We start from the raw sequence: 18,960 nt of genomic DNA, 5'->3' as shown, positions 1-18,960 counted from the left end.
GCGCGCAGCGCGCCTGTTGGTGGGCCGTCACGGAACCGGCTTCGCCGGGCCGTGGACGGCGCCCCCGGTAGGGGGTGGGCGCCCGACACGAAGTGCGGGCAACCTGGGGGCGAGCAACAATTACGGCGCGAGGTAATCCGTGACGACCTTCCACTTGCCGTCGACGATCTGCGACAGCCGCGACTGGTCGTTGCCGAGGCGCTTGGTGGCGCTGAAGGTCATCTTCGGGCTGCCGAACATGTCGGGCTCGAAGGTGCTGCTGTCCATCGCCTTGATGAAGCTGTCGGTGGTCAGGTTCGGCCCGGCCTTGTTCGCCGCCTGGATGAAGTCCTGGATGATCGAATAGCCGTAGACCGAGAACACGGTCGGGTCCTCGTTGAACTTCGTCTTGTACTTGTTGGCCCAGAAGCGCAGCGGCTGCGACTGCTCGTCGGTGTAGGGGTTCTGCACCGTCATGGTGGCGTAGATGCCGTCCATCGGCTTGCCGCCGAGCTTGTGGATCAGGTCGGTGTAGGCCGCGCTCGACCCGAGGAAGGTCGGGTTGAAGCCGGTCTTGCGAGACTCGCCCACGGTGCCGATGGTCTCGCGGATGATGGTGCCGAGCACCACCAGGTCGCAGCCCGTCGCCTTCATTTTCGCGACCTGCGACGAGAAGTCGGTGGCGCCGCGCTTGAAGGAGGTCTTCTCAGCCAGCCGCATGCCGATGGAGGTCAGGCCCGCCTCGGCGCCGCGCTGCACCTCGAGCCCGAACTCGTCGTCCTGGTAGATGGTGCAGACGACCTTGGCGCCCTTCTCCTTGACCAGCTTGGGCAGCGCGATGCGGATCTGGTCGTAATAGGTGGCGGCGAACGAGTACTTGAGCCGGTTGAAGGGCTCGTACATCTCGCGCGCCGCGGTGATCGGGAAGAAATTGACGATGTTCTTCTCGAACTGCACCGGCATCGCCGCCATGTTCTGCGCCGTCCCGATGTGGCCGGCCATGATGAAGATCTTGTCCTGGTTGACCAGCTTCTGCGCCGCCAGCACCGCCTTCTTGGGATCGTAGCCCGAGTCCTCGACGAACAGCTTGAGCTTGCGGCCGTGCACGCTGCCCTGCTCGTTGAGCTCGTCCACGGCCAGCTGCATGCCGTTGCGCGACTGCTTGCCGAAGCCGGCCAGCGGGCCCGAAAGATCCTGGATCGTGCCGATGCGGATCTCGTCCTTGCTGACCCCCTGCTGCTGCGCGCCGGCCAGGCTGGAGCCCAGCAGGAGACCTGCCGCGGCGGCCAGGGGGATCAAAGTCTGGGTCTTCATACGGATGTCTCCTCTAGGTGGTCGAAAGGAAGGGGCTACGCGTACATGGCATCGATGCGATCGGCGTACTTGGCCTGCACCAGCTTGCGCTTGAGCTTCATGGTCGGGGTCAGCTCCTCGTCCTCGGCGCTCAGCTGCGTCTCGAGCAGGAAGAACTTCTTGATCTGCTCGACCCGCGCGAACTTGGCATTGACGCGGTCAAGCTCGGCCTGGATCAGGTCCTGGACCTCCTGGGCGCGCGTCAGGCTCTGGTAGTTGCTGAAAGGCACATCGTGGTCCTGGGCGAATTTCTCGACGTTCTCCTGGTCGATCATGACGATCACGGTGAGGTAGGGCCGGGCGTCGCCGATCACCACGGCGTCGGTGATGTAGGGGCTGAACTTGAGTTCGTTCTCGAGTTCGCTCGGCGTGATGTTCTTGCCGCCTGCCGTGATGATGATGTCCTTCATGCGGTCGGTGATGCGGAAATACCCGTCCCCGTCGACCGTGCCGACGTCGCCGGTGTGCAGCCAGCCATGGGCGTCGATGGTCTCGGCGGTCTTCTCGGGCAGGTTCAGGTAGCCCATGAAGACGTTGGTTCCGCGCACCAGGATCTCGCCCGTATCGGGGTCGATGCGGACCTCGTTGTAGCCCGCGGCGGGCCCGATCGCGCCAGGCTTGATGCGCGCCGCCGGCACGCCGGTCGCGGCGCCGCAGGACTCGGTCATGCCCCAGACCTCGAGCATCGGCACGCCGAGCGCGAGATACCACTTGACCAGCTCGGGCGAAATCGGCGCCGCGCCGGTGACCAGGAAGCGCGCGCGGTGGATGCCGATCAGCTTGCGCACGTTGTCCAGCGCCAGCCAGCGCGCGATCCGGAACTTGAATCGCAGTGCGGTGCCCACCGGCTGGCCGGCCAGCACGCGGTCGGCGATCTCGGTGCCGACGCCGATGCTCCAGGCGTAGGCGGCCTGCTGCACGCGGCTGGCCTCCTTGAGCGCGATCATCACGCCCGAATAGAACTTCTCCCACACCCGCGGGACCGCCGTGAACACCGTGGGCGCGATCTCGCGCACGTTCTCGGGCACGGTCTCGGGGTTCTCGACGAAGTTGAGGATCGAGCCGGTGTACATCGCAAAGTACTCGCCGCCCATGCGCTCGGCGATGTGGCACAGCGGCAGGAAGCACATGCGCTCGTCCTGCTCGTCCTGCGCCACCAGCGTGTTGTAGCCGCGCGTGGTGTAGACCAGGCCGCGGTGGCTGTGCATCGCGCCCTTGGGCTTGCCCGTGGTGCCCGAGGTGTAGACCAGGATCGCCAGGTCGTCGGGCCGGCAGGCGGCGACGCGCTGCTCGAGGTCCTGCGGATGGGCCAGCAGGTACTCGCGGCCGAGCGCGCGCAGCGCATCGAGACTGATGACGTCGGCGTCCTGCAGGTCGCGCAGGCCTTCCATGTCGAAGACCACGATCTTGCGCAGCAGCGGCAGCGCGGCGCGCACTTCGAGCGCCTTGTCGAGCTGCTCGTCGTCCTCGACGAAGAGCACGGTGGTGCGCGAGTCCTCGCAGAGATACTGCACCTGCGAGGCGGCGTCGGTCGGATAGATGCCATTGGCGACGCCGCCGCAGCTCAGCACCGCGAGGTCGCACAGCACCCATTCGATCACGGTGTTCGAAAGGATCGATGCGCACTCGTGCGGTGCGAAGCCGATCGCCATCAGGCCGCCGGCGATCTCGGACACCGCGTCGGCGGTCTGCTTCCAGCTCCAGCTGCGCCAGATGCCGAGCTTCTTCTGCCGCATCCAGACCTTGTCGCCACGCTGGCGGGCGGCGTTCCAGAACATCGCGGCCATGGTCTCGCCGGGCACCACGATGTCGGAGCGCGACTGGATGCGGCCGAGGTCCCAGAGGCCGGCGGGTGCCTTGGCGTGCATGGCGTTGGTCATCTCCAGGTCTTCTTTTTCTTCCAGCGCCGCTCGCCGCGCACGCCGTCGTCCTTGAGGCCGAGGTAGAACTCCTTGATGTCCTCCTTCTCGCGCAGCCGTTCGCAGGTGTCTTCCATCACGATGCGGCCGTTCTCCAGCACGTAGCCGTAGTCGGAGGCATTGAGCGCCATGTTGGCGTTCTGCTCGACCAGCAGGATGGTGGTGCCGCGCTCGCGGTTGATGCGAACCACGATCTCGAAGATCTCCTTGGTGAGCTTGGGCGAGAGGCCGAGGCTGGGCTCGTCGAGCAGGATCAGGTGCGGCGCGGCCATGATGGCCCGCGAGATCGCGAGCATCTGCTGCTGGCCGCCCGAGAGCAGGCCGGCGTCCTGCGTGGCGCGCTCCTTGAGGATCGGGAAGTAGCCGAACACGGTCTCGATGTCGCGCGCGACGCCGTCGCGGTCGCGGCGGGTGTAGGCGCCCATCAGCAGGTTGTCCCTGACCGACAGCAGCGGGAACACCTCGCGGCCCTCGGGCACGTGGCTCAGGCCCTGCTGGACGATGTGGGCCGGATCCTGCGCCGTGATGTTGCTGCCCTTGAACTCGATGCTGCCCTTGCGCGGGTCGATGATGCCGGAGATGGTCTTGAGGATGGTGGTCTTGCCGGCGCCGTTGGAGCCCAGCACCGTGGCGATCTCGCCGGCGCGCACCTTGAGACTGACGCCGCGGATGGCCTTGATGGGGCCGTAGGCGCTTTCGACGTTGAGGAGCTGGAGGACGACGTCTGTCATGAGACAAGAGACTCCGACGCGGCTTGTTCGGGGCGGCGATGGCGGGCGGTATGCCCTGGACCGGCCGACGTCACCGGCCGCTTCGCGGCTGCCCTGCGCTGCTCGCGGCACGCGGGGTCCGCGCAAACTCGCTCCGCTTCGCTCCACTCAAACACGCGCGGCCCTTTTTCCGCGCACCGCTGCGCTGCTCGGCGGTGCCTCAACGGCCGGCCCAGGGCATACCACCCGCCACCGCTGACAGGTTGGGGTTGCATCGGCGTTGGAGAAGCTTGGATTGTTCGCACACCCCTGCACCGCGTGCCGGGCGCCCGTCCCGAAGACCACGATGACGACATCAAGCAGCCCTCCGCAAGCTGCTCACGTCATCCACAGTGCCGAGATACGCCTCGATCACCTTCGCATCCGACTGCACTTCCGAAGGCGTCCCCGAAGCCAGCGCCTCGCCCATGTTCATCGCCAGCACCCGGTCCGAGACCTTCGACACCAGCGACATGTCGTGCTCCACCATCAGCACCGAGATCCCGAGTTCTTGCTGGATGTCCTGGATCCAGAAGGCCATGTCGGCGGTTTCCTCGACGTTGAGGCCCGACGAAGGCTCGTCGAGCAGCAGCAGCTTGGGCTCGGTGCACAGCGCCCGCGCCAGCTCGACCACCTTGCGCACGCCGTAGGGCAGGCCGGCGACCATCGAATCGCGGTGGTGCTGCAGGTCGAGCAGGTCGATCACCTGCTCGGCCTTCTCGCGCGCCTCGATCTCGGCGCGGCGGGTGGCGGGCGTGAAGAACACCTCGCTCCAGAAGCCGGTCTGGCGGTGCGTGTGGCGCCCGATCAGCAGGTTGTGCAGCACGGTGGCGTGCTCGAACAGCTCGATGTTCTGGAAGGTGCGCGCGATGCCCAGGGCCGCGATCTCGTGCGGCGCCTGCTCGGTCAGCGCCAGCGGCGCCGCGCCGCCATGCCAGACGATCTCGCCGGTGGTCGGCGTGTAGATGCGGCTGATCAGGTTGAACACCGTGGTCTTGCCGGCGCCATTCGGCCCGATCAGCGTGAAGACCTCGCCGCGTCGAACCTCGAAGCTGACCTTGTTGACCGCGAGCACGCCGCCGAAGCGCACGCTCAGGTCCCTGGCGGAAAGAAGGATGTCCGGAGTCGTCATCTGAGCCGGTCCGACTTGGTGAAGGATTTCTGCCGCTTGAACAGCCCGCGCCGGTAGAACGGGAACAGCTGCAGCCAGGTGCGGATCTTGAGCCAGCGTCCATAGAGGCCAAGCGGCTCGAACAGCACGAAGGCGATCAGCACCAGCCCGTAGACCAGGCCCTGCAGGCCCGGCGCCTGGCCGATGGCCGCGGGCAGCCAGTCCTTGCCGAGCGCGATCAGCTGCGGCATCGCGATCAGGAAGATGGCGCCGAGGAAGGCGCCATGCACCGAGCCCAGCCCGCCGATCACCACCAGCAGCAGCAGGTCGATCGACTGCAGGATGTTGAACTGGTCGGGCGAGATGAAGCTCAGCTTGTGGGCATACAGCGCGCCGCCGAGCCCGGCCAGCGCGGCCGAGATCGCGAAGGACATCGTCTTGTAGCGCGCCAGGTGGATGCCCATGCTCTGGGCCGAGATCTCGGAATCGCGGATGGCGACGAAGGCGCGGCCGGTGGGCGAGCGCAGCAGGTTCAGGATGGCCAGGGTGCACAGCACCGCGATCACCAGGCACACCAGGTAGAAGCTCTCGCTCGAGTTGAGCTCCCAGCCGAACAGGCGGGCCGACTTCACGTGCAGCCCCGAGTTGCCGCCCGTGACGCTCTCCCAGCGCGCGAACACCTCCTCGACGATGAAGCCGAAGGCCAGCGTCGCGATGCCGAGGTAGATGCCCTTGACGCGCAGCGCCGGCAGCGCCACCACCACGCCGACCGCGGCCGACAGCGCCGCCGCCGCGGCCAGCGCGATCGGGAACGGCACCCCCATGTTGCCCAGCACCGCCTGCGTGTAGGCCCCGGTGCCGAGGAAGGCCGCATGGCCGATCGAGAACTGGCCGGTGAAGCCCGCCAGCAGCATCAGGCCGAGGCCGACGATGCCGTAGATCAGCACGAAGGTCAGCTGCGCCAGCCAGTACTCGGGCACCACCCAGGGCGCGGCGATCAGCGCGACGCCCAGGAGGCTGTACCAGAAGACATGGCCGCCATGCTTGGCGAGGTCGATGTCCTGGACGTAGCTGGTCTTGAAGATGTAGCGCATGGAAAGTGATCGGCCCTCAGACTTTTTTGCGCAGCTTCTCGCCGAACAGGCCGTTGGGCTTCACCATCAGCATCACCAGCACCACGATGTACGGCGCCGTGTCCTTGAAGCCGTCCGGCAGGTAGAAGCCCGCGAAGGACTCGACGATGCCGATCACCAGCCCGCCGACGATCGCGCCCGGCAGGCTGCCGAAGCCGCCCACCACCGCGGCCGGGAAGGCCTTGAGTCCGATGAAGCCCATGTTGGCGTGCACGAAGGTGATCGGCGCCAGCAGCATGCCGGCGATCGCCGCCACCGCCGCGGCCAGCCCCCACACCAAGCCGTTGAGCCGCTTCACCGGAATGCCCATGTAGTAGGCCGCAAGCTGGTTCTGCGACGAGGCCTGCATCGCGATGCCGAGCTTGCTGTAGCGGAACATCGCGAACAGCAGGCCGCAGAGCACCGCGGTGGCGGCGATGATCGCCAGCTGCTCGAGGTTGACCACCAGTTCGCCGAACTTCCAGATCTGGTCCTTGTAGGGCACCGGCAGCGTGTGGGTCTCGGTGCCGATGCCGGGGATCATCGTGACCAGCCCGCGCGCCACGTAGCCGATGCCGATGGTCAGCATGACGATCGAGAACTGCGGCTGGCCCAGGATGGGCCGGATCACGACCAGCTCGAGCAGCACGCCGAAGGCGACCATCGCCGCGACCGCCAGCAGCGCGGCGAACCAGAACGGCAGGCCGAACAGCGACATGCCGGCGAAGGCGGCGAAGGCGCCGAGCATCATGAGCTCGCCCTGCGCGAAGCTCACGGTCTCGGTGGCCTTGTAGATCAGCACGAAGCCCAGTGCGATCAGGCCGTAGATGCAGCCTTGTGCGATGCCTGAGAGCAGGAGCTGGAGGATTTGCAAGAAGAAGTATCTCGTTCGGGTTTCGCGGTTTATAGCGGCGAGTAGCGTCCGCGGCGCAGAGGGTTGTCCCGCATCGGGTTCAAGCCGCGGCCCGCATGCGCGTCATTGGTGCACGGCAAGACGGCGCGAGCCGGCCAGGATGTCGCTGGGCCGCAGCCCGTAGACCTGGCGGATCGAGTGGCTGAAATGGGTCGAGTCGGGGTAGCCGGTGTCCAGTGCGATGTCGGTCAGCGTGGCGCGCTGCCGCACATGGCGCAGCAGGCTGCGGGCGCGCTTCCAGGCCCGGAAGGCGCGGAAGGTCAGGCCGGTCTCCTGCTTGAACAGGTGCAGGAAGCGCGAGAACGAGAGCCCGACCGAGGCGGCGCATTGCTCGGCCGAGGTGGGTGCCGCGGGATCGGCATTGATGCGCTCGATCACCTCGCGCACGCGGGCGTCGAGCGGGCGCTCGGGCAGCGCCCGGCCGAAGAAGAGCGTGTCGAAGTCGAAGCGGTCGAAGCTCTCGCGCCCCGAGGCCTCGGCCAGCTCCGCGTGCAGACCGCGCACCCGCTGCGCGAAGGCCGGCGCATCGACCGGCCCGCATTGCCGCAGGAAGTCGGGCAGGCCGGCCGGATCGACGAACTCGGGCTCGATCAGCAGGTTCAGGATGCTGCGGTGCTCGGTCTCGATCTGGTGCGGCACCAGCGGCGGCACCACCATCAGTTCGCCGCTCTGCCAGGCACCGCCGCCGATGCGGATCCGCAGCGCCGAACCGGAAGGGGAGAGATAGACGCCGTGCCCGCCCATGCTGCGCTCCGTGGCTGCGCCGAGCAGGCCGGCGTAGAACACGCGCTGCGAGGTGATCCACATGAGGCGCTCGTCGCGGTGATCGCCGCGCGGCGCATGCCTTGATTGCCTGCTGATCAATGCCGTCTCCTCCGCTCGGCGACGGACGGCCCGAGGCCGGCGTCGCCATCGGCCGATCGTAGCGGGGGACGCCGCCGATCGCGTGAACGGCGGCGCGGGGACTTTCCCTTAGGGCCGGAGGGCGCGGCGCAGTTCGGCCGCGCACAGGGAGACCGCGCTGCCGGCCTCGTCGAGCAGCCGGCCCATGGTGATGAAGCCGTGGATCTGGCGCTCGAAGCAGACGTAGCTCGCGCGGTTGCCGGCGGCGGTCAGCGCCCGTGCATAGTCCAGGCCCTCGTCGCGCAGCGGGTCGTAGCCGGCGGTGAGCACCAGCGCCGGCGGCAGGCCCGCGAGGTCTTCGCGCAGCAGCGGCGAGGCGCGCCAGTCGTTGTCGTGCGCCGGGTCGGTGATGTACTGGTCGTGGAAGTAGCGGATGGTGTCGGCGGTCAGCACGTAGCCCTGGCCGTTGCTGACATGCGAGGGATGGACCCGGCGCATGTCGGTGGCCGGATAGATCAGCAGCTGGTAGGCGATGGGCAGGTCGCCGGCATCGCGTGCCGCGATCGCGACCACCGCCGCCAGGTTGCCGCCGGCGCTGTCGCCGCCGACCGCGAGCCGGCCCGGATCGACGCCGAGCGCCGCGGCCTCGCGGCGGACCCAGCGCGTGGCCGCGAGCGCATCGTCGACCGCCGCCGGAAAGCGGTGCTCGGGCCCCATGCGGTAGTCGACCGCCACCACCGCGCAGCCCGAGCCGTTGCAGAGCTCGCGGCACAGCGTGTCGTGGGTGTCGAGGTCGCCGATGGTCCAGCCGCCGCCGTGGTAGTACACCAGCACCGGCAGCACGGCGGAGGCGGCCGCACCGAGCGGCCGGTAGAGGCGCAGCGGAATCGGCCCCGGCGCGCCGTCGGCCTGCAGCTCCCGCACCTCGGCCACCTCGCCGGGATCGGGCTGCGTCACGGCGCGCCGCTCGCGGTAGAACTTGCGCGCGTCGGCCGGCGTCAGCGTGTGCGTCGGCGGAATGCCGCGCTGCACGAGGAGATCGATGAAGGCCTGGGCTTGGGGATGCAGCATCAGTGTGGCTCCGGAGTTGAGACGATCAGGCTTGTCTGGGCTTCACGCGCGAGGCGGCTTCCTTGGCGTTGCGCCGCGCGGTGTCGATGTCGGCCGCATGCGCGAGCGCCACGCCCATGCGCCGCTTCGAGAAGCTCTCGGGCTTGCCGAACAGCCGCAGGTCGACGCCCGGCAGCGCCAGCGCGTCGGCCACGCCGTCGAAGACGATGCCGGTGGCGTCGACGCCGCCATAGACCACGGCACTGGCGCCCGGGCTCTTGAGGGTGGTGTCGACCGGCAGCCCGAGGATCGCGCGGGCGTGCAGCTCGAACTCGTTCTGCCACTGGGTCGCCATGGTCACCATGCCGGTGTCGTGCGGCCGCGGGCTGACCTCGCTGAACCAGACCTGGTCGCCCTTGACGAACAGCTCGACGCCGAACAGGCCCTGGCCACCGAGATCGGCGGTCACGGCCTGCGCGATCTGCTGCGCCTTCTGCAGGGCGGCGGGCGCCATCGGATGCGGCTGCCAGCTCTCGACATAGTCGCCGCTCACCTGCACGTGGCCGATCGGCTCGCAGAACTGCGTCTGCACCGCGCCGGTGCCATCGAGCGCGCGCACGGTCAGCAGGGTGATCTCGTAGTCGAAGTCGATGAAGCCCTCGACGATCACCCGGCCGTGGCTGACGCGGCCGCCGGCCATCGCGTAGTCCCAGGCCTTCTGCACGTCGGCCGCACCGTCGATCTTGCTCTGGCCCTTGCCCGAGCTGCTCATCACGGGCTTGACGATGCAGGGGTAGCCGATGCCGTCGTCGATCGCCGCCTGCAGCTCGGCCAGCGAATCGCAGAACTTGTAGGGGCTGGTCGGCACGCCGAGCGTCTCGGCGGCCAGGCGCCGGATGCCCTCGCGGTCCATCGTGAGCCGGGCCGCGCGCGCGGTCGGGATCACGCGCACCACGCCGGCGTCCTCCAGCTGCTGGAGCATCGGCGTGGCGATGGCTTCGATCTCGGGCACCACGAGCTGCGGCTTCTCGGCCTCGATCAACGCCCGGAGCTGGGCCGGGTCGCTCATCGTGATGGTGCGCGCGTGGTGCGCCACCTGCTGGCCGGGCGCGTTCTCGTAGCGGTCGACCGCGATGGTCTCGACGCCCAGGCGCTGGAGGGCGATCAGCACCTCCTTGCCGAGCTCGCCGGAGCCGAGCAGCATCACGCGGGTGGCGGAAGGGGAAAGGGGCGTGCCGAGGGTGGTCATGGTCGGTTCGTGGCAGGAAGGATGAACGCGGCACTTTAAATCAATGCGCCGTCGGCGGCGCTGTCACCGACGGCAACGCGGGGCGCCGCGCTCTGTTCCACAATCTCCGCCACGGGACGCCGTCCGCGGGCGGCGACCTCCCCCTTTTTCATTCTTCAGTTCAAGGAGTATTTCTCATGGCAATCCAGACGGTCGGCATCATTGGCGCGGGCACGATGGGCAACGGCATCGCCCAGGCCTGCGCGGTCGCGGGCGTCAACGTGGTCATGGTCGACATCGCGCAGGCCGCGGTCGACAAGGGCGTCGCCACGGTGGCGGGCAGCCTCGACCGCCTGATCAAGAAGGACAAGCTCACGGCAGCCCAGAAGGACGCCGCGCTGGCCTTGATCAAGGGCTCGACCAACTACGACGACCTGAAGGCGGCCCAGCTCGTGATCGAGGCGGCGACCGAGAGCCACGCGCTCAAGCTCAAGATCCTCAAGCAGGTCGACGAGCTGCTGGCGCCCGAGGTGATCATCGCCTCGAACACCTCGTCGATCTCGATCACCCAGCTGGCCGCGGCGACCTCGCGCGCCGACCGCTTCATCGGCATGCACTTCTTCAACCCGGTGCCGATGATGGCGCTGGTGGAGATCATCCGCGGCTACCTGACCAGCGACGCGACGCACGACGCGGTCAAGGAACTGGCCGTGAAGCTCGGCAAGTCGCCGATCACCGTGAAGAACGCGCCGGGCTTCGTGGTCAACCGCATCCTGGTGCCCATGATCAACGAGGCCTTCTTCGTGCTGGCCGAGGGGCTGGCCACCGCCGAGGACATCGACGCCGGCATGAAGCTCGGCTGCAACCAGCCGATCGGCCCGCTGGCGCTGGCCGACATGATCGGGCTCGACGTCTGCCTGGCGGTGATGGAGGTGTACCTGGAGCAGTTCGGCGACTCCAAGTACCGCCCCTGCCCGCTGCTGAAGGAGATGGTGGCCGCCGGCCAGCTCGGGCGCAAGACCGGGCGCGGCGTGTATACCTACTGATGACCTTGCGGGACAGACCAAGAAACTGCGCAGCAGTTTTTGCTCTGTCCCCAACTGACTGGAAAAGGAGACAAGCACAGATGTCCGCCACCCCCACCACCCCGCCCCCCGAAGGCTGCATCGACACCCAGGTGCTCGACCACGTGCTGCTGATCGGCATCAACCGGCCCGCCAAGCGCAACGGCTGGACGCCGCCGATGTTCAAGCAGCTGGCCGAGGCCTACACGCGGCTGGACGACGACCCGGCGCTGCGCGTGGGCGTGCTGCACGCCTTCGGCGATCACTTCACGGCCGGCCTCGACCTGCCCGCCGTGGCCGAGTACATGCGGCGCGGCGAGAAGGCGATTCCGCAAGGACTGGTCGAGCCGCACGACTTCGGCCTGGCCGGCTACCGCCGGCGCACCAAGCCGATGGTGGTGGCGGTCAAGGGCATCTGCTTCACGGTCGGCATCGAGCTGATGCTGGGCGCCGACATCGTGGTGGCGGCCGACAACTGCCGCTTCTCGCAGATGGAGGTGCAGCGCGGCATCATGGCCACCGGCGGCGCCACCTTGCGCATGGCCGAGCGCGCGGGGCTCGGCAATGCGATGCTGCACCTGCTCACTGCCGACGAGTTCGACAGTGCCGAGGCCTTCCGCCTCAACTTCGTGCAGCGCGTGGTGCCGGCCGGGCAGGAGCTCGACGAGGCGCTGCGCATCGCGCAGCGGATCGCGGCCCAGGCGCCGCTGGCGGTGGTCGCGACCCGTCTCAACGTGATCAAGGCGATCGAGCAGGGGCCGCTGGCGGCGGTCGAGGAATTCATCCCGGTGCAGCAGGGCCTCGCGAACAGCGAGGATGCGGCAGAAGGCGTGCGCTCCTTCGTCGAGCGACGGCCGGCGCGCTTCAGCGGCCGTTGACGCATCGGGTTTCGGCCACCATGGCGGTGGCCGCGGCAGGCAAAGGCCCTGCTGCCAGCATTTATATTGCGCACAATTTAATTGCTCGCTAGAATTCAGCCCATGCCCTCCGCAACGCTCTCCTCCGACGACCTGCTGAAGCTGGACAACCAGCTCTGCTTCGCAGTCTATTCGGCCTCGCTGGCGATGACGCGGCTCTACAAGCCGCTGCTGGAGAAGCTCGGCCTCACCTACCCGCAATACCTCGTGCTGCTGGTGCTCTGGGAGCGCGACGGGCTCACCGTGTCCGAGCTCGGCGAGCGGCTGTCGCTCGACTCGGGCACGCTGACCCCGCTGCTCAAGCGCCTCGAGGCCAACGGCCTGGTGGCCCGCATCCGCGACGTCGCCGACGAGCGCCGCGTCCATGTCAGCCTCACGGCGGCGGGCCGCAAGCTCAAGGCCCGCGCGGCCCAGGTTCCCGGCTGCCTGCTGGCGGCCTCCGAATGCTCGGTGCCCGAACTGGTCGCGCTCACGCAGCAGATGCAATCGCTGCGCGACCGCATCAGAAAAGCCGCGTGAACCCACTCCGTTTTCCCCCTCCCTCAACCACTGCAAAGGAATCACCATGACCACCAAGCTCGACAAGGTTCTCTACACCGCCGAAGCCCACACCGTCGGCGGCCGCGACGGCGCCGGCAAGTCCAGCGACGGCGCGATCGACGTCAAGCTCAGCTCGCCCGGCTCGGGCAAGCCCGGCACCAACCCCGAGCAGCTGTTCGCGGTCGGCTATGCCGCCTGCTTCATCGGCGCCATGAAGGCCGTCGGCCCGAAGATCAGCGTCAAGGTGCCGGACGACGTCGCGATCGATTCCAGCGTCTCTCTCGGCCCGATCAACGAAGGCAAGGCCTACGGCATCGCGGTCAAGCTCGCGATCACGCTGCCCGGCCTCGACGACGCCCAGAAGAAGCTGCTGGTCGAGACCGCGCACCAGGTCTGCCCGTACTCGAACGCCACCCGCGGCAACATCGACGTCGAACTCTCGATCGTCTGATCGGCCGATCCGGCACGGCGGTGCGAGCCGCCCCCGAAGCCCGGCAACGGGTCGCCTGAGCGACCGTTGGCCGGGCTTTTTCTCGTGCGCTCCCGGTGCCGCTCGGCTAAGGTGGCCGGATGAGCACAGACAGCCTCCTGGTCCGCAAGGACGACCTTTCCGCCACCCGCCTGCGCAGCGGCGACGACGAGCGCCTCGCCGATGGCCAGGTGCGCGTGCGCATCGAGCAGTTCGCGCTGACCTCGAACAACATCACCTATGCGGCCTTCGGCGAGGCGATGAGCTACTGGCAGTTCTTCCCGAGCGGCGAAGAAGGCTGGGGGATCATTCCGGTCTGGGGCTTCGCGACCGTGTCGCACTCGCTGCATCCGGGGGTCGCGGTGGGCGAACGGCTCTACGGCTATTTCCCGATGGCCTCGGCCGCCGAGCTGACGCCCGAGCGGCTGTCGCCCGAGCGCTTCACCGACGGCGCGGCGCACCGCAGCGCCCTGCCCTCGGTCTACAACCAGTACCTGCGAACCCGCTCCGACCCGCTCTACACGGCCGACACCGAGCCGCTGCAGTCGCTGCTGCGGCCGCTCTTCCTGACCTCGTGGCTGATCGACGACTTCCTCGACGACAACGACTTCTTCGGCGCCCGCCCCGGCGTCGCGCTGCTGTCCAGCGCATCGAGCAAGACGGCCTACGGCACCGCCTTCCAGCTGGCGCAGCGCGAGGGCATCGAGGTGGTCGGCCTGACCTCGGCCGCCAACAAGGCCTTCTGCGAGAGCCTGGGCTGCTACCACCGCGTGCTCGCATATGAAGAACTGGACCAGGTCGCGGCCGACGCGCCCTGCGTCTACGTGGACTTCGCCGGCAACGGCGCGCTCCGGCGCGAGATCCACACCCGCTTCGCGAACCTGAAGCACAGCGCCTCGATCGGCGGCACGCACGTCGACCAGCTGGCCGCGAGCGGCGCCGGCAAGAACCTGCCCGGCCCGCGGGCGACGCTGTTCTTCGCGCCGGCGCAAGTCAAGAAGCGCAGCGGCGATTGGGGCCCGCAGGAGTTCGGGCAGCGCATGGTGCGGGCCTGGCAGGCCTTCGTTGCGCGGGTGAACGAAGGCCCCCGGCCGTGGCTGGCCGTCGCGCACCACCGGGGCACGGCCGCCGCCCAAGCCGCCTATGCGGAGGTCCTTGCAGGGCGTGGCGATCCTCGCACCGGGCACGTGATTTCAATGGCACGCTAGTTGCTCATACAACGCTGAGCGCCTTCAAGAACCCTGGTTTCGTTTCATACAGAAAACAGATACGGGTTTTTGAACGCAGTTGGTGCGGTTTTGCCCGGAGAAACCCCTAGCCGCACCTGAATGTGCACTGGTTAAGCTGTGGTCCGTACCAGTTTTGATCAAACATCAGTAATCACTCATCAACATGCTGCCCGACCCTTTCAACGATGAGGCGCCCCTTTCTTCGGACCCGCTGGAAGCGCTGGAGCCGATCGTCCGCTCATCGGTCAACGAATCCGTCTACCAGGCCTTGCGCAACAAGCTGATGCACGGCGAATACCGGGCCGGCCAGGTGTTGGGAATCCAGTACCTGGCCGATGCCCTGGGCACCAGCACGATGCCGGTGCGCGAGGCCTTGCGCCGGCTGGTCGCCCAGCAGGGGCTGGAACCGATGCGCAACGGCACCACGCGCGTGCCGCTGATCACCCAGGCCCGGCTCGACGACATCCGCCGCGCGCGGACCATGATCGAAGGCACGGTCACCGAATGGGCCGCGCCCCGCCTCTCGCCCGCCGTGCTGGATTCGCTGGCCCAGCTGGCGCGCGAGATCACGCAGGCGCGCCGCACCCGCGAAGGCATCGCGACCAGCCTGGAGCAGAACCGCGTCTTCCACTTCACGATCTACCAGGCCGCCGAGTCCCCCGTGATGATGGCCATGATCGAGAGCCTGTGGCTGCAATCGGGCTCCTACTTGCGGGCCACGCGCGAGTTCCTGCACACCGACGAGCTGCCCGCCGACCAGTTGCATGAATCGACCATCGAGGCGATCCAGCAAGGCGACTACGCCCGCGCCCGCAAGTGCATCGAGACCGATGTCGCCTGGGTCTTCGACCGCCTGAGCCCGGGCACGGCCGGCAACGGTGCCGCCGCCGGCGCCATCCCCTTCAAGAAATAAGACCCCGGCCGCGCACCGCGCGCGGCCGGCGTCCCTGCAACCCACGAGGAAAAAAATGCTGCACAAGCACCGTTCGAAGATGGTGACCCAGGGCCCGAGCCGGGCCGCCCACCGCGCCTTCCTGCGCGCCACCGGCATGGGCGACGAGGACATGGACAAGTCCCTGGTCGGCATCGTCAGCACCGCCGGCGACAACACGCCCTGCTCGAAGTCGCTCGGCCCGCAGGCCGACAGCGCCCGGCTCGGCGTCGCCGAGGGCGGCGGCTTCCCGGTCTCCTTCTCGACCATCTCGGTGTCCGACGGCACCTCGATGAACCACGACGGCATGCGCATGAGCCTGCTGTCGCGCGAACTGATCGCCGACAGCATCGAGGTCGCGGTGCGCGGCCACGCCTACGACGCCCTGGTGGGCTTCGCGGGCTGCGACAAGACCCTGCCGGGCACCATGATGGCGATGGTGCGGCTCAACGTGCCCTCGGTCTTCGTCTACGGCGGCTCGATGCTGCCGGGGCGCACGGCCGAAGGCGGCGAGAACACGGTCCTGACCGCTATCGAGGGCGTCGGCCGCTACCAGACGGGCGAGATCAGCCGCGAGCAGCTCGACCGCGTCGAGCGCAGCTGCGCCATGACCGTGGGCGCCTGCCCGGGCCAGTTCACCGCCAACACCATGGGCATGGTCGGCGAGACGCTGGGCCTGTCGATGCTCGGTTCGGCCACCATGCCGGCGGTGTACAGCGAGCGCCATGCGCTGGCGCGCCGGGCCGGCCGCCGCGTGATGGAGATGCTGCGCACCGGCAGCCCGCTGCCGCGCGACCTGGTCACCCGCAAGAGCATCGAGAACGCCTGCGCGGCCGTCGCCGCCACCGGCGGCTCGACCAATGCCGCGCTGCACATTCCGGCGATCGCCCACGAAGCCGGCATCCGCTTCACGCTCGACGACGTGGCCGAAGTCTTCCAGCGCACGCCGCTGATCGCCGACCTGCAGCCTGGCGGCCGCTACCTGGCGCGCGACCTCGATGTCATCGGCGGCGTGCCCGCGGTGCTGAACGCACTGCTGCGCAGCGGTCACCTGCACGGCGACACGCTGACCATCGACGGCCTCACGCTGGCCGAGGCGCTGGCCCGTTTCCCCGGCGCCGACGGCAAGATCGTGCGCGACTGCGACGCACCGCTGCACCCGACCGGCGGCCTCGTGGTCCTCAAGGGCAACCTGTGCCCGAACGGCGCACTGCTCAAGATCGCCGGACTCAAGTCGCTGGCCTTCGAGGGCCGGGCCCGGGTCTTCGAGAACGAGGAGGCCTGCATGCGCGTGGTGTCCGCGCGCGCCTACGAGGCGGGCGACGTGCTCATCATCCGCAACGAAGGCCCGAAGGGCGGCCCCGGCATGCGCGAGATGCTCAGCGTCACGGCCGCCATCTACGGCCAGGGCATGGGCGAGAAGGTGGCCCTCCTGACCGACGGCCGTTTCTCGGGCGCAACGCGCGGCATGTGCATCGGCTATGCGAGTCCGGAGGCGGCCGCGGGCGGCGCCATCGGGCTGGTGCGCGACGGCGACCGCATCCGCATCGACGCCACGGCCGGCTCGATCCATCTCCAGGTCGACGAAGCCGAACTGGCGGCACGCCGGGCCGCCTGGCAGCCCGCAGCACCCGAGCGCCTGGCCGGCGCCCTCGAGAAGTACGCGCGCCTGGTCGGTCCGACCCACGAAGGCGCCGTCACCCATGCGGGCAAGGTCATCTGGGCCTACGAGGAACCCGAGCAGGCCTGAATCGCCCGCCGTTTTGCCGCGACCGGGCGCCGCAACGCGCATCGGCCGCGGGCCAATCCCTGCCATCCACGCAATGAAGAAAGTCAGTTGACATGAAGATCGGTTTCTGTGGTCTGGGCCTGATGGGCGCTCCGATGGTCCGCAAGCTGCTGGCGGCCGGCCATGCCGTCAAGGTATGGAACCGCTCGCCTGCAAAGATTGCGCCGCTCGAGGCGCTGGGCGCGGTCGCCGCGGCCACGCCGGCCCTCGCCGCCAGCGATGTCGATGCCGTGCTGATGTGCCTCTATGACGCCGACGCGGTCGAGGCCGTGGTCTTCGGTGCCGATGGCGTGGTCCACGCGCAGGGCTTGAAATGGCTGGCCGACCATTCGAGCATTCCGCCCGAGACCACCCGCCGGCTGGCGCAGCGCCTGCAGCAGGCCTGCGGCGCCGCCTGGGTCGACGCGCCGGTCTCGGGCGGCGTCTCAGGCGTCGAGGCCGGCACGCTGGCGATCATGGCGGGCGGCGCGGCGCAGAGCGTGGCGGATGCGGCCGAAGCCATGCGGGCCTACGCCGGGCGGGTCACGCACATGGGATCCAGCGGCGCCGGACAAGCCACCAAGCTGTGCAACCAGGCCATCGTGGCGACCACCGTGGTTGCCATCGCCGAGGCCATCGGCCTGGCCGAGCGCAACGGGATCGAGGTCGGCAAGCTGGCGCAGGCGCTGGCCGGCGGCTGGGCGGATTCGAAGCCGCTGCAGGTCTTCGTGCCGCGCATGATCGACGTCCAGCCCGAATCGATCGGCGCGCTGTCGACCATGCTGAAGGACGTCGACACGGTGGCCGCCGTGGCCCAGCAGAGCGGCGCGCCGATGCCGGTGACCAGTTCGGTGCAGCAGGTGCTGCGGGCAGCCGCTGCCATGGGCCTGGGCGCCGCGGAGCTGTCCTCGGTGATCAGCATCATGCTGCCGGAGCGGCGCGCCGCCTTCGCCCGGACCATTGCCGGCTGAGCCGCGCGAGACTGCCATGCGACTGGCTGCCAACCTGAGCTGGATGTACGGCCACCTGCCCGAGCAGGACCGATTCGCCGCCGCCGCGCGGGACGGCTTCGAGGGCGTGGAGATCCTGCTGCCCTACGAGCAGCCGCCCGAGTGGTACGCCGATGCCTTGCGCCGGCACGGACTTGCGCTGGTGCTTTTCAACACGCCCATCGACGCCGCGCCGGGCCACCTCGGATGGGCCGCGCTGCCCGGCGCGCAGGCCGAGTTCCGGCGTTGCTTCGCGCGCGCACTGGCGGTCGCGCAGGCCACCGGCTGCACCCGCATCCACGTGATGGCGGGCGACGTGCGCGGCCTCGACGCCCGGGCCTGCCGCGACGCCCTGCTGCAGAACCTCGAGCATGCGCTGGGCCATGCCCGGCGGCTCGGCCTGGTGCTGACGCTCGAGGCGCTCAACCGCGGCGACATGGCCGGCTACTTCTATCACCTGCCGAGCCAGGCGATCGACATCCTCCGGCACTTCGACACGCCGCACCTGCGCCTGCAGTTCGACTACTACCACTGCCTGCGTGAAAACCTCGACCTGGCCTCGGCGGTGCGCGAGGCCGCGCCCTGGATCGGCCACGCGCAGATCGCCGGAACGCCCGGCCGGCACGAGCCCGAACTGGACCGGGACGGGCTGGCCGCGGCGGTCTCCCTGCTCGCCTCTCTGGGCTACGAGGGCTGGCTGGGCTGCGAATACCAGCCGCGCGCCGACCCCGCCGAAGGGCTGCGCTGGTGCGCGCCGCTGCGCGCCCAGGGCCTGGTCGCATGACGCCCGGCGCCA

At 68.7% G+C, this 18,960-nt stretch carries 18 protein-coding genes; 9 read left to right on the top strand and 9 right to left on the bottom strand.

Annotated elements, in window-relative coordinates:
* Window positions 1-120: 120 nt before the first annotated feature.
* The 9 genes from QTI45_RS07900 to purT form a co-directional block, all read right to left on the bottom strand.
* Window positions 121-1,293 (bottom strand): ABC transporter substrate-binding protein, encoded by a 1,173-nt coding sequence (locus QTI45_RS07900; protein WP_286372773.1) that lies wholly within the window; start codon window positions 1,291-1,293, stop codon window positions 121-123.
* 35 nt (window positions 1,294-1,328) lie between these two features.
* Window positions 1,329-3,212: an AMP-dependent synthetase/ligase gene (locus QTI45_RS07895; protein WP_444813257.1), complete on the bottom strand. Its 1,884-nt coding sequence runs from the start codon at window positions 3,210-3,212 to the stop codon at window positions 1,329-1,331.
* The gene (locus QTI45_RS07890) at window positions 3,209-3,982 is read right to left on the bottom strand and encodes an ABC transporter ATP-binding protein (protein WP_286653964.1); all 774 of its coding nucleotides are present in this window, start codon (window positions 3,980-3,982) and stop codon (window positions 3,209-3,211) included. Before QTI45_RS07890 ends, QTI45_RS07895 begins: the two co-directional genes overlap by 4 nt.
* A gap of 334 nt (window positions 3,983-4,316) precedes the next feature.
* The gene (locus tag QTI45_RS07885; RefSeq protein WP_286371174.1) at window positions 4,317-5,132 is read right to left on the bottom strand and encodes an ABC transporter ATP-binding protein; all 816 of its coding nucleotides are present in this window, start codon (window positions 5,130-5,132) and stop codon (window positions 4,317-4,319) included.
* Window positions 5,129-6,205 carry a branched-chain amino acid ABC transporter permease gene (locus QTI45_RS07880; protein WP_286653963.1) on the bottom strand — a complete coding sequence of 359 codons (1,077 nt, stop codon included), beginning with the start codon at window positions 6,203-6,205 and terminating at the stop codon, window positions 5,129-5,131. The genes QTI45_RS07885 and QTI45_RS07880 overlap by 4 nt, the downstream gene beginning before the upstream one ends.
* 16 nt (window positions 6,206-6,221) lie before the next feature.
* Entirely contained in the window at window positions 6,222-7,097 is an 876-nt protein-coding gene (locus QTI45_RS07875) for a branched-chain amino acid ABC transporter permease (protein ID WP_286371172.1), read from the bottom strand.
* A gap of 102 nt (window positions 7,098-7,199) precedes the next feature.
* A complete protein-coding gene (locus QTI45_RS07870; protein ID WP_286653962.1) occupies window positions 7,200-7,943 on the bottom strand; it encodes a helix-turn-helix domain-containing protein in 744 nt (247 codons plus the stop codon).
* A 165-nt stretch (window positions 7,944-8,108) separates the two neighbouring features.
* Window positions 8,109-9,050, bottom strand: coding sequence for a LipP1 family hormone-sensitive lipase (gene lipP1, locus QTI45_RS07865; RefSeq protein ID WP_286653961.1), 942 nt, complete (start codon window positions 9,048-9,050; stop codon window positions 8,109-8,111).
* Between the two features lie 25 nt (window positions 9,051-9,075).
* A complete protein-coding gene (gene purT / locus QTI45_RS07860) occupies window positions 9,076-10,278 on the bottom strand; it encodes a formate-dependent phosphoribosylglycinamide formyltransferase (protein WP_286653960.1) in 1,203 nt (400 codons plus the stop codon).
* A gap of 176 nt (window positions 10,279-10,454) precedes the next feature.
* Here purT and QTI45_RS07855 point away from each other — a divergent pair, with 176 nt between their 5' ends.
* The 9 genes from QTI45_RS07855 to QTI45_RS07815 all read left to right on the top strand — a co-directional run bounded on the left by QTI45_RS07855 (window position 10,455) and on the right by QTI45_RS07815 (window position 18,948).
* Window positions 10,455-11,303 carry a 3-hydroxybutyryl-CoA dehydrogenase gene (locus QTI45_RS07855; protein WP_286653959.1) on the top strand — a complete coding sequence of 283 codons (849 nt, stop codon included), beginning with the start codon at window positions 10,455-10,457 and terminating at the stop codon, window positions 11,301-11,303.
* Between the two features lie 80 nt (window positions 11,304-11,383).
* Window positions 11,384-12,199 carry a crotonase/enoyl-CoA hydratase family protein gene (locus QTI45_RS07850; RefSeq protein ID WP_286371167.1) on the top strand — a complete coding sequence of 272 codons (816 nt, stop codon included), beginning with the start codon at window positions 11,384-11,386 and terminating at the stop codon, window positions 12,197-12,199.
* Window positions 12,200-12,301: 102 nt separating this feature from the next.
* Entirely contained in the window at window positions 12,302-12,757 is a 456-nt protein-coding gene (locus QTI45_RS07845; protein ID WP_286371166.1) for a MarR family winged helix-turn-helix transcriptional regulator, read from the top strand.
* A 46-nt stretch (window positions 12,758-12,803) separates the two neighbouring features.
* Window positions 12,804-13,229 (top strand): organic hydroperoxide resistance protein, encoded by a 426-nt coding sequence (locus QTI45_RS07840; RefSeq protein WP_286506612.1) that lies wholly within the window; start codon window positions 12,804-12,806, stop codon window positions 13,227-13,229.
* 119 nt (window positions 13,230-13,348) lie between these two features.
* Complete coding sequence (locus tag QTI45_RS07835; protein ID WP_286653958.1) at window positions 13,349-14,455, top strand: DUF2855 family protein; 1,107 nt, start codon at window positions 13,349-13,351, stop codon at window positions 14,453-14,455.
* Window positions 14,456-14,639: 184 nt separating this feature from the next.
* A complete protein-coding gene (locus tag QTI45_RS07830) occupies window positions 14,640-15,389 on the top strand; it encodes a GntR family transcriptional regulator (RefSeq protein WP_286653957.1) in 750 nt (249 codons plus the stop codon).
* 55 nt (window positions 15,390-15,444) lie between these two features.
* Complete coding sequence (gene ilvD / locus QTI45_RS07825) at window positions 15,445-17,157, top strand: dihydroxy-acid dehydratase (RefSeq protein ID WP_286653956.1); 1,713 nt, start codon at window positions 15,445-15,447, stop codon at window positions 17,155-17,157.
* A gap of 92 nt (window positions 17,158-17,249) precedes the next feature.
* Window positions 17,250-18,146 carry an NAD(P)-dependent oxidoreductase gene (locus QTI45_RS07820; protein ID WP_286653955.1) on the top strand — a complete coding sequence of 299 codons (897 nt, stop codon included), beginning with the start codon at window positions 17,250-17,252 and terminating at the stop codon, window positions 18,144-18,146.
* 16 nt (window positions 18,147-18,162) lie between these two features.
* Window positions 18,163-18,948, top strand: coding sequence for a hydroxypyruvate isomerase family protein (locus QTI45_RS07815; RefSeq protein WP_286653954.1), 786 nt, complete (start codon window positions 18,163-18,165; stop codon window positions 18,946-18,948).
* The last annotated feature ends 12 nt before the right edge of the window (window positions 18,949-18,960 follow it).

Origin of the sequence: Variovorax saccharolyticus (genome assembly GCF_030316765.1) — a bacterium.
Taxonomy (GTDB): Bacteria; Pseudomonadota; Gammaproteobacteria; order Burkholderiales; family Burkholderiaceae_C; genus Variovorax; species Variovorax saccharolyticus.
This window is presented reverse-complemented; position numbering and strand designations above follow the sequence as displayed.

Excerpts from the sequence above, each read along its gene's own strand:
- QTI45_RS07870 (WP_286653962.1), bottom strand. The coding sequence starts at position 7,943 with ATGTGGATCACCTCGCAGCGCGTGTTCTACGCCGGCCTGCTCGGCGCA.
- QTI45_RS07850 (WP_286371167.1), top strand. The coding sequence starts at position 11,384 with ATGTCCGCCACCCCCACCACCCCGCCCCCCGAAGGCTGCATCGACACC.
- QTI45_RS07815 (WP_286653954.1), top strand. The coding sequence starts at position 18,163 with ATGCGACTGGCTGCCAACCTGAGCTGGATGTACGGCCACCTGCCCGAG.
- QTI45_RS07880 (WP_286653963.1), bottom strand. The coding sequence starts at position 6,205 with ATGCGCTACATCTTCAAGACCAGCTACGTCCAGGACATCGACCTCGCC.
- ilvD (WP_286653956.1), top strand. The coding sequence starts at position 15,445 with ATGCTGCACAAGCACCGTTCGAAGATGGTGACCCAGGGCCCGAGCCGG.
- QTI45_RS07885 (WP_286371174.1), bottom strand. The coding sequence starts at position 5,132 with ATGACGACTCCGGACATCCTTCTTTCCGCCAGGGACCTGAGCGTGCGC.
- QTI45_RS07890 (WP_286653964.1), bottom strand. The coding sequence starts at position 3,982 with ATGACAGACGTCGTCCTCCAGCTCCTCAACGTCGAAAGCGCCTACGGC.
- purT (WP_286653960.1), bottom strand. The coding sequence starts at position 10,278 with ATGACCACCCTCGGCACGCCCCTTTCCCCTTCCGCCACCCGCGTGATG.
- QTI45_RS07830 (WP_286653957.1), top strand. The coding sequence starts at position 14,640 with ATGCTGCCCGACCCTTTCAACGATGAGGCGCCCCTTTCTTCGGACCCG.
- QTI45_RS07895 (WP_444813257.1), bottom strand. The coding sequence starts at position 3,212 with ATGACCAACGCCATGCACGCCAAGGCACCCGCCGGCCTCTGGGACCTC.
- QTI45_RS07845 (WP_286371166.1), top strand. The coding sequence starts at position 12,302 with ATGCCCTCCGCAACGCTCTCCTCCGACGACCTGCTGAAGCTGGACAAC.
- QTI45_RS07835 (WP_286653958.1), top strand. The coding sequence starts at position 13,349 with ATGAGCACAGACAGCCTCCTGGTCCGCAAGGACGACCTTTCCGCCACC.
- QTI45_RS07840 (WP_286506612.1), top strand. The coding sequence starts at position 12,804 with ATGACCACCAAGCTCGACAAGGTTCTCTACACCGCCGAAGCCCACACC.
- QTI45_RS07820 (WP_286653955.1), top strand. The coding sequence starts at position 17,250 with ATGAAGATCGGTTTCTGTGGTCTGGGCCTGATGGGCGCTCCGATGGTC.
- QTI45_RS07900 (WP_286372773.1), bottom strand. The coding sequence starts at position 1,293 with ATGAAGACCCAGACTTTGATCCCCCTGGCCGCCGCGGCAGGTCTCCTG.
- QTI45_RS07855 (WP_286653959.1), top strand. The coding sequence starts at position 10,455 with ATGGCAATCCAGACGGTCGGCATCATTGGCGCGGGCACGATGGGCAAC.
- lipP1 (WP_286653961.1), bottom strand. The coding sequence starts at position 9,050 with ATGCTGCATCCCCAAGCCCAGGCCTTCATCGATCTCCTCGTGCAGCGC.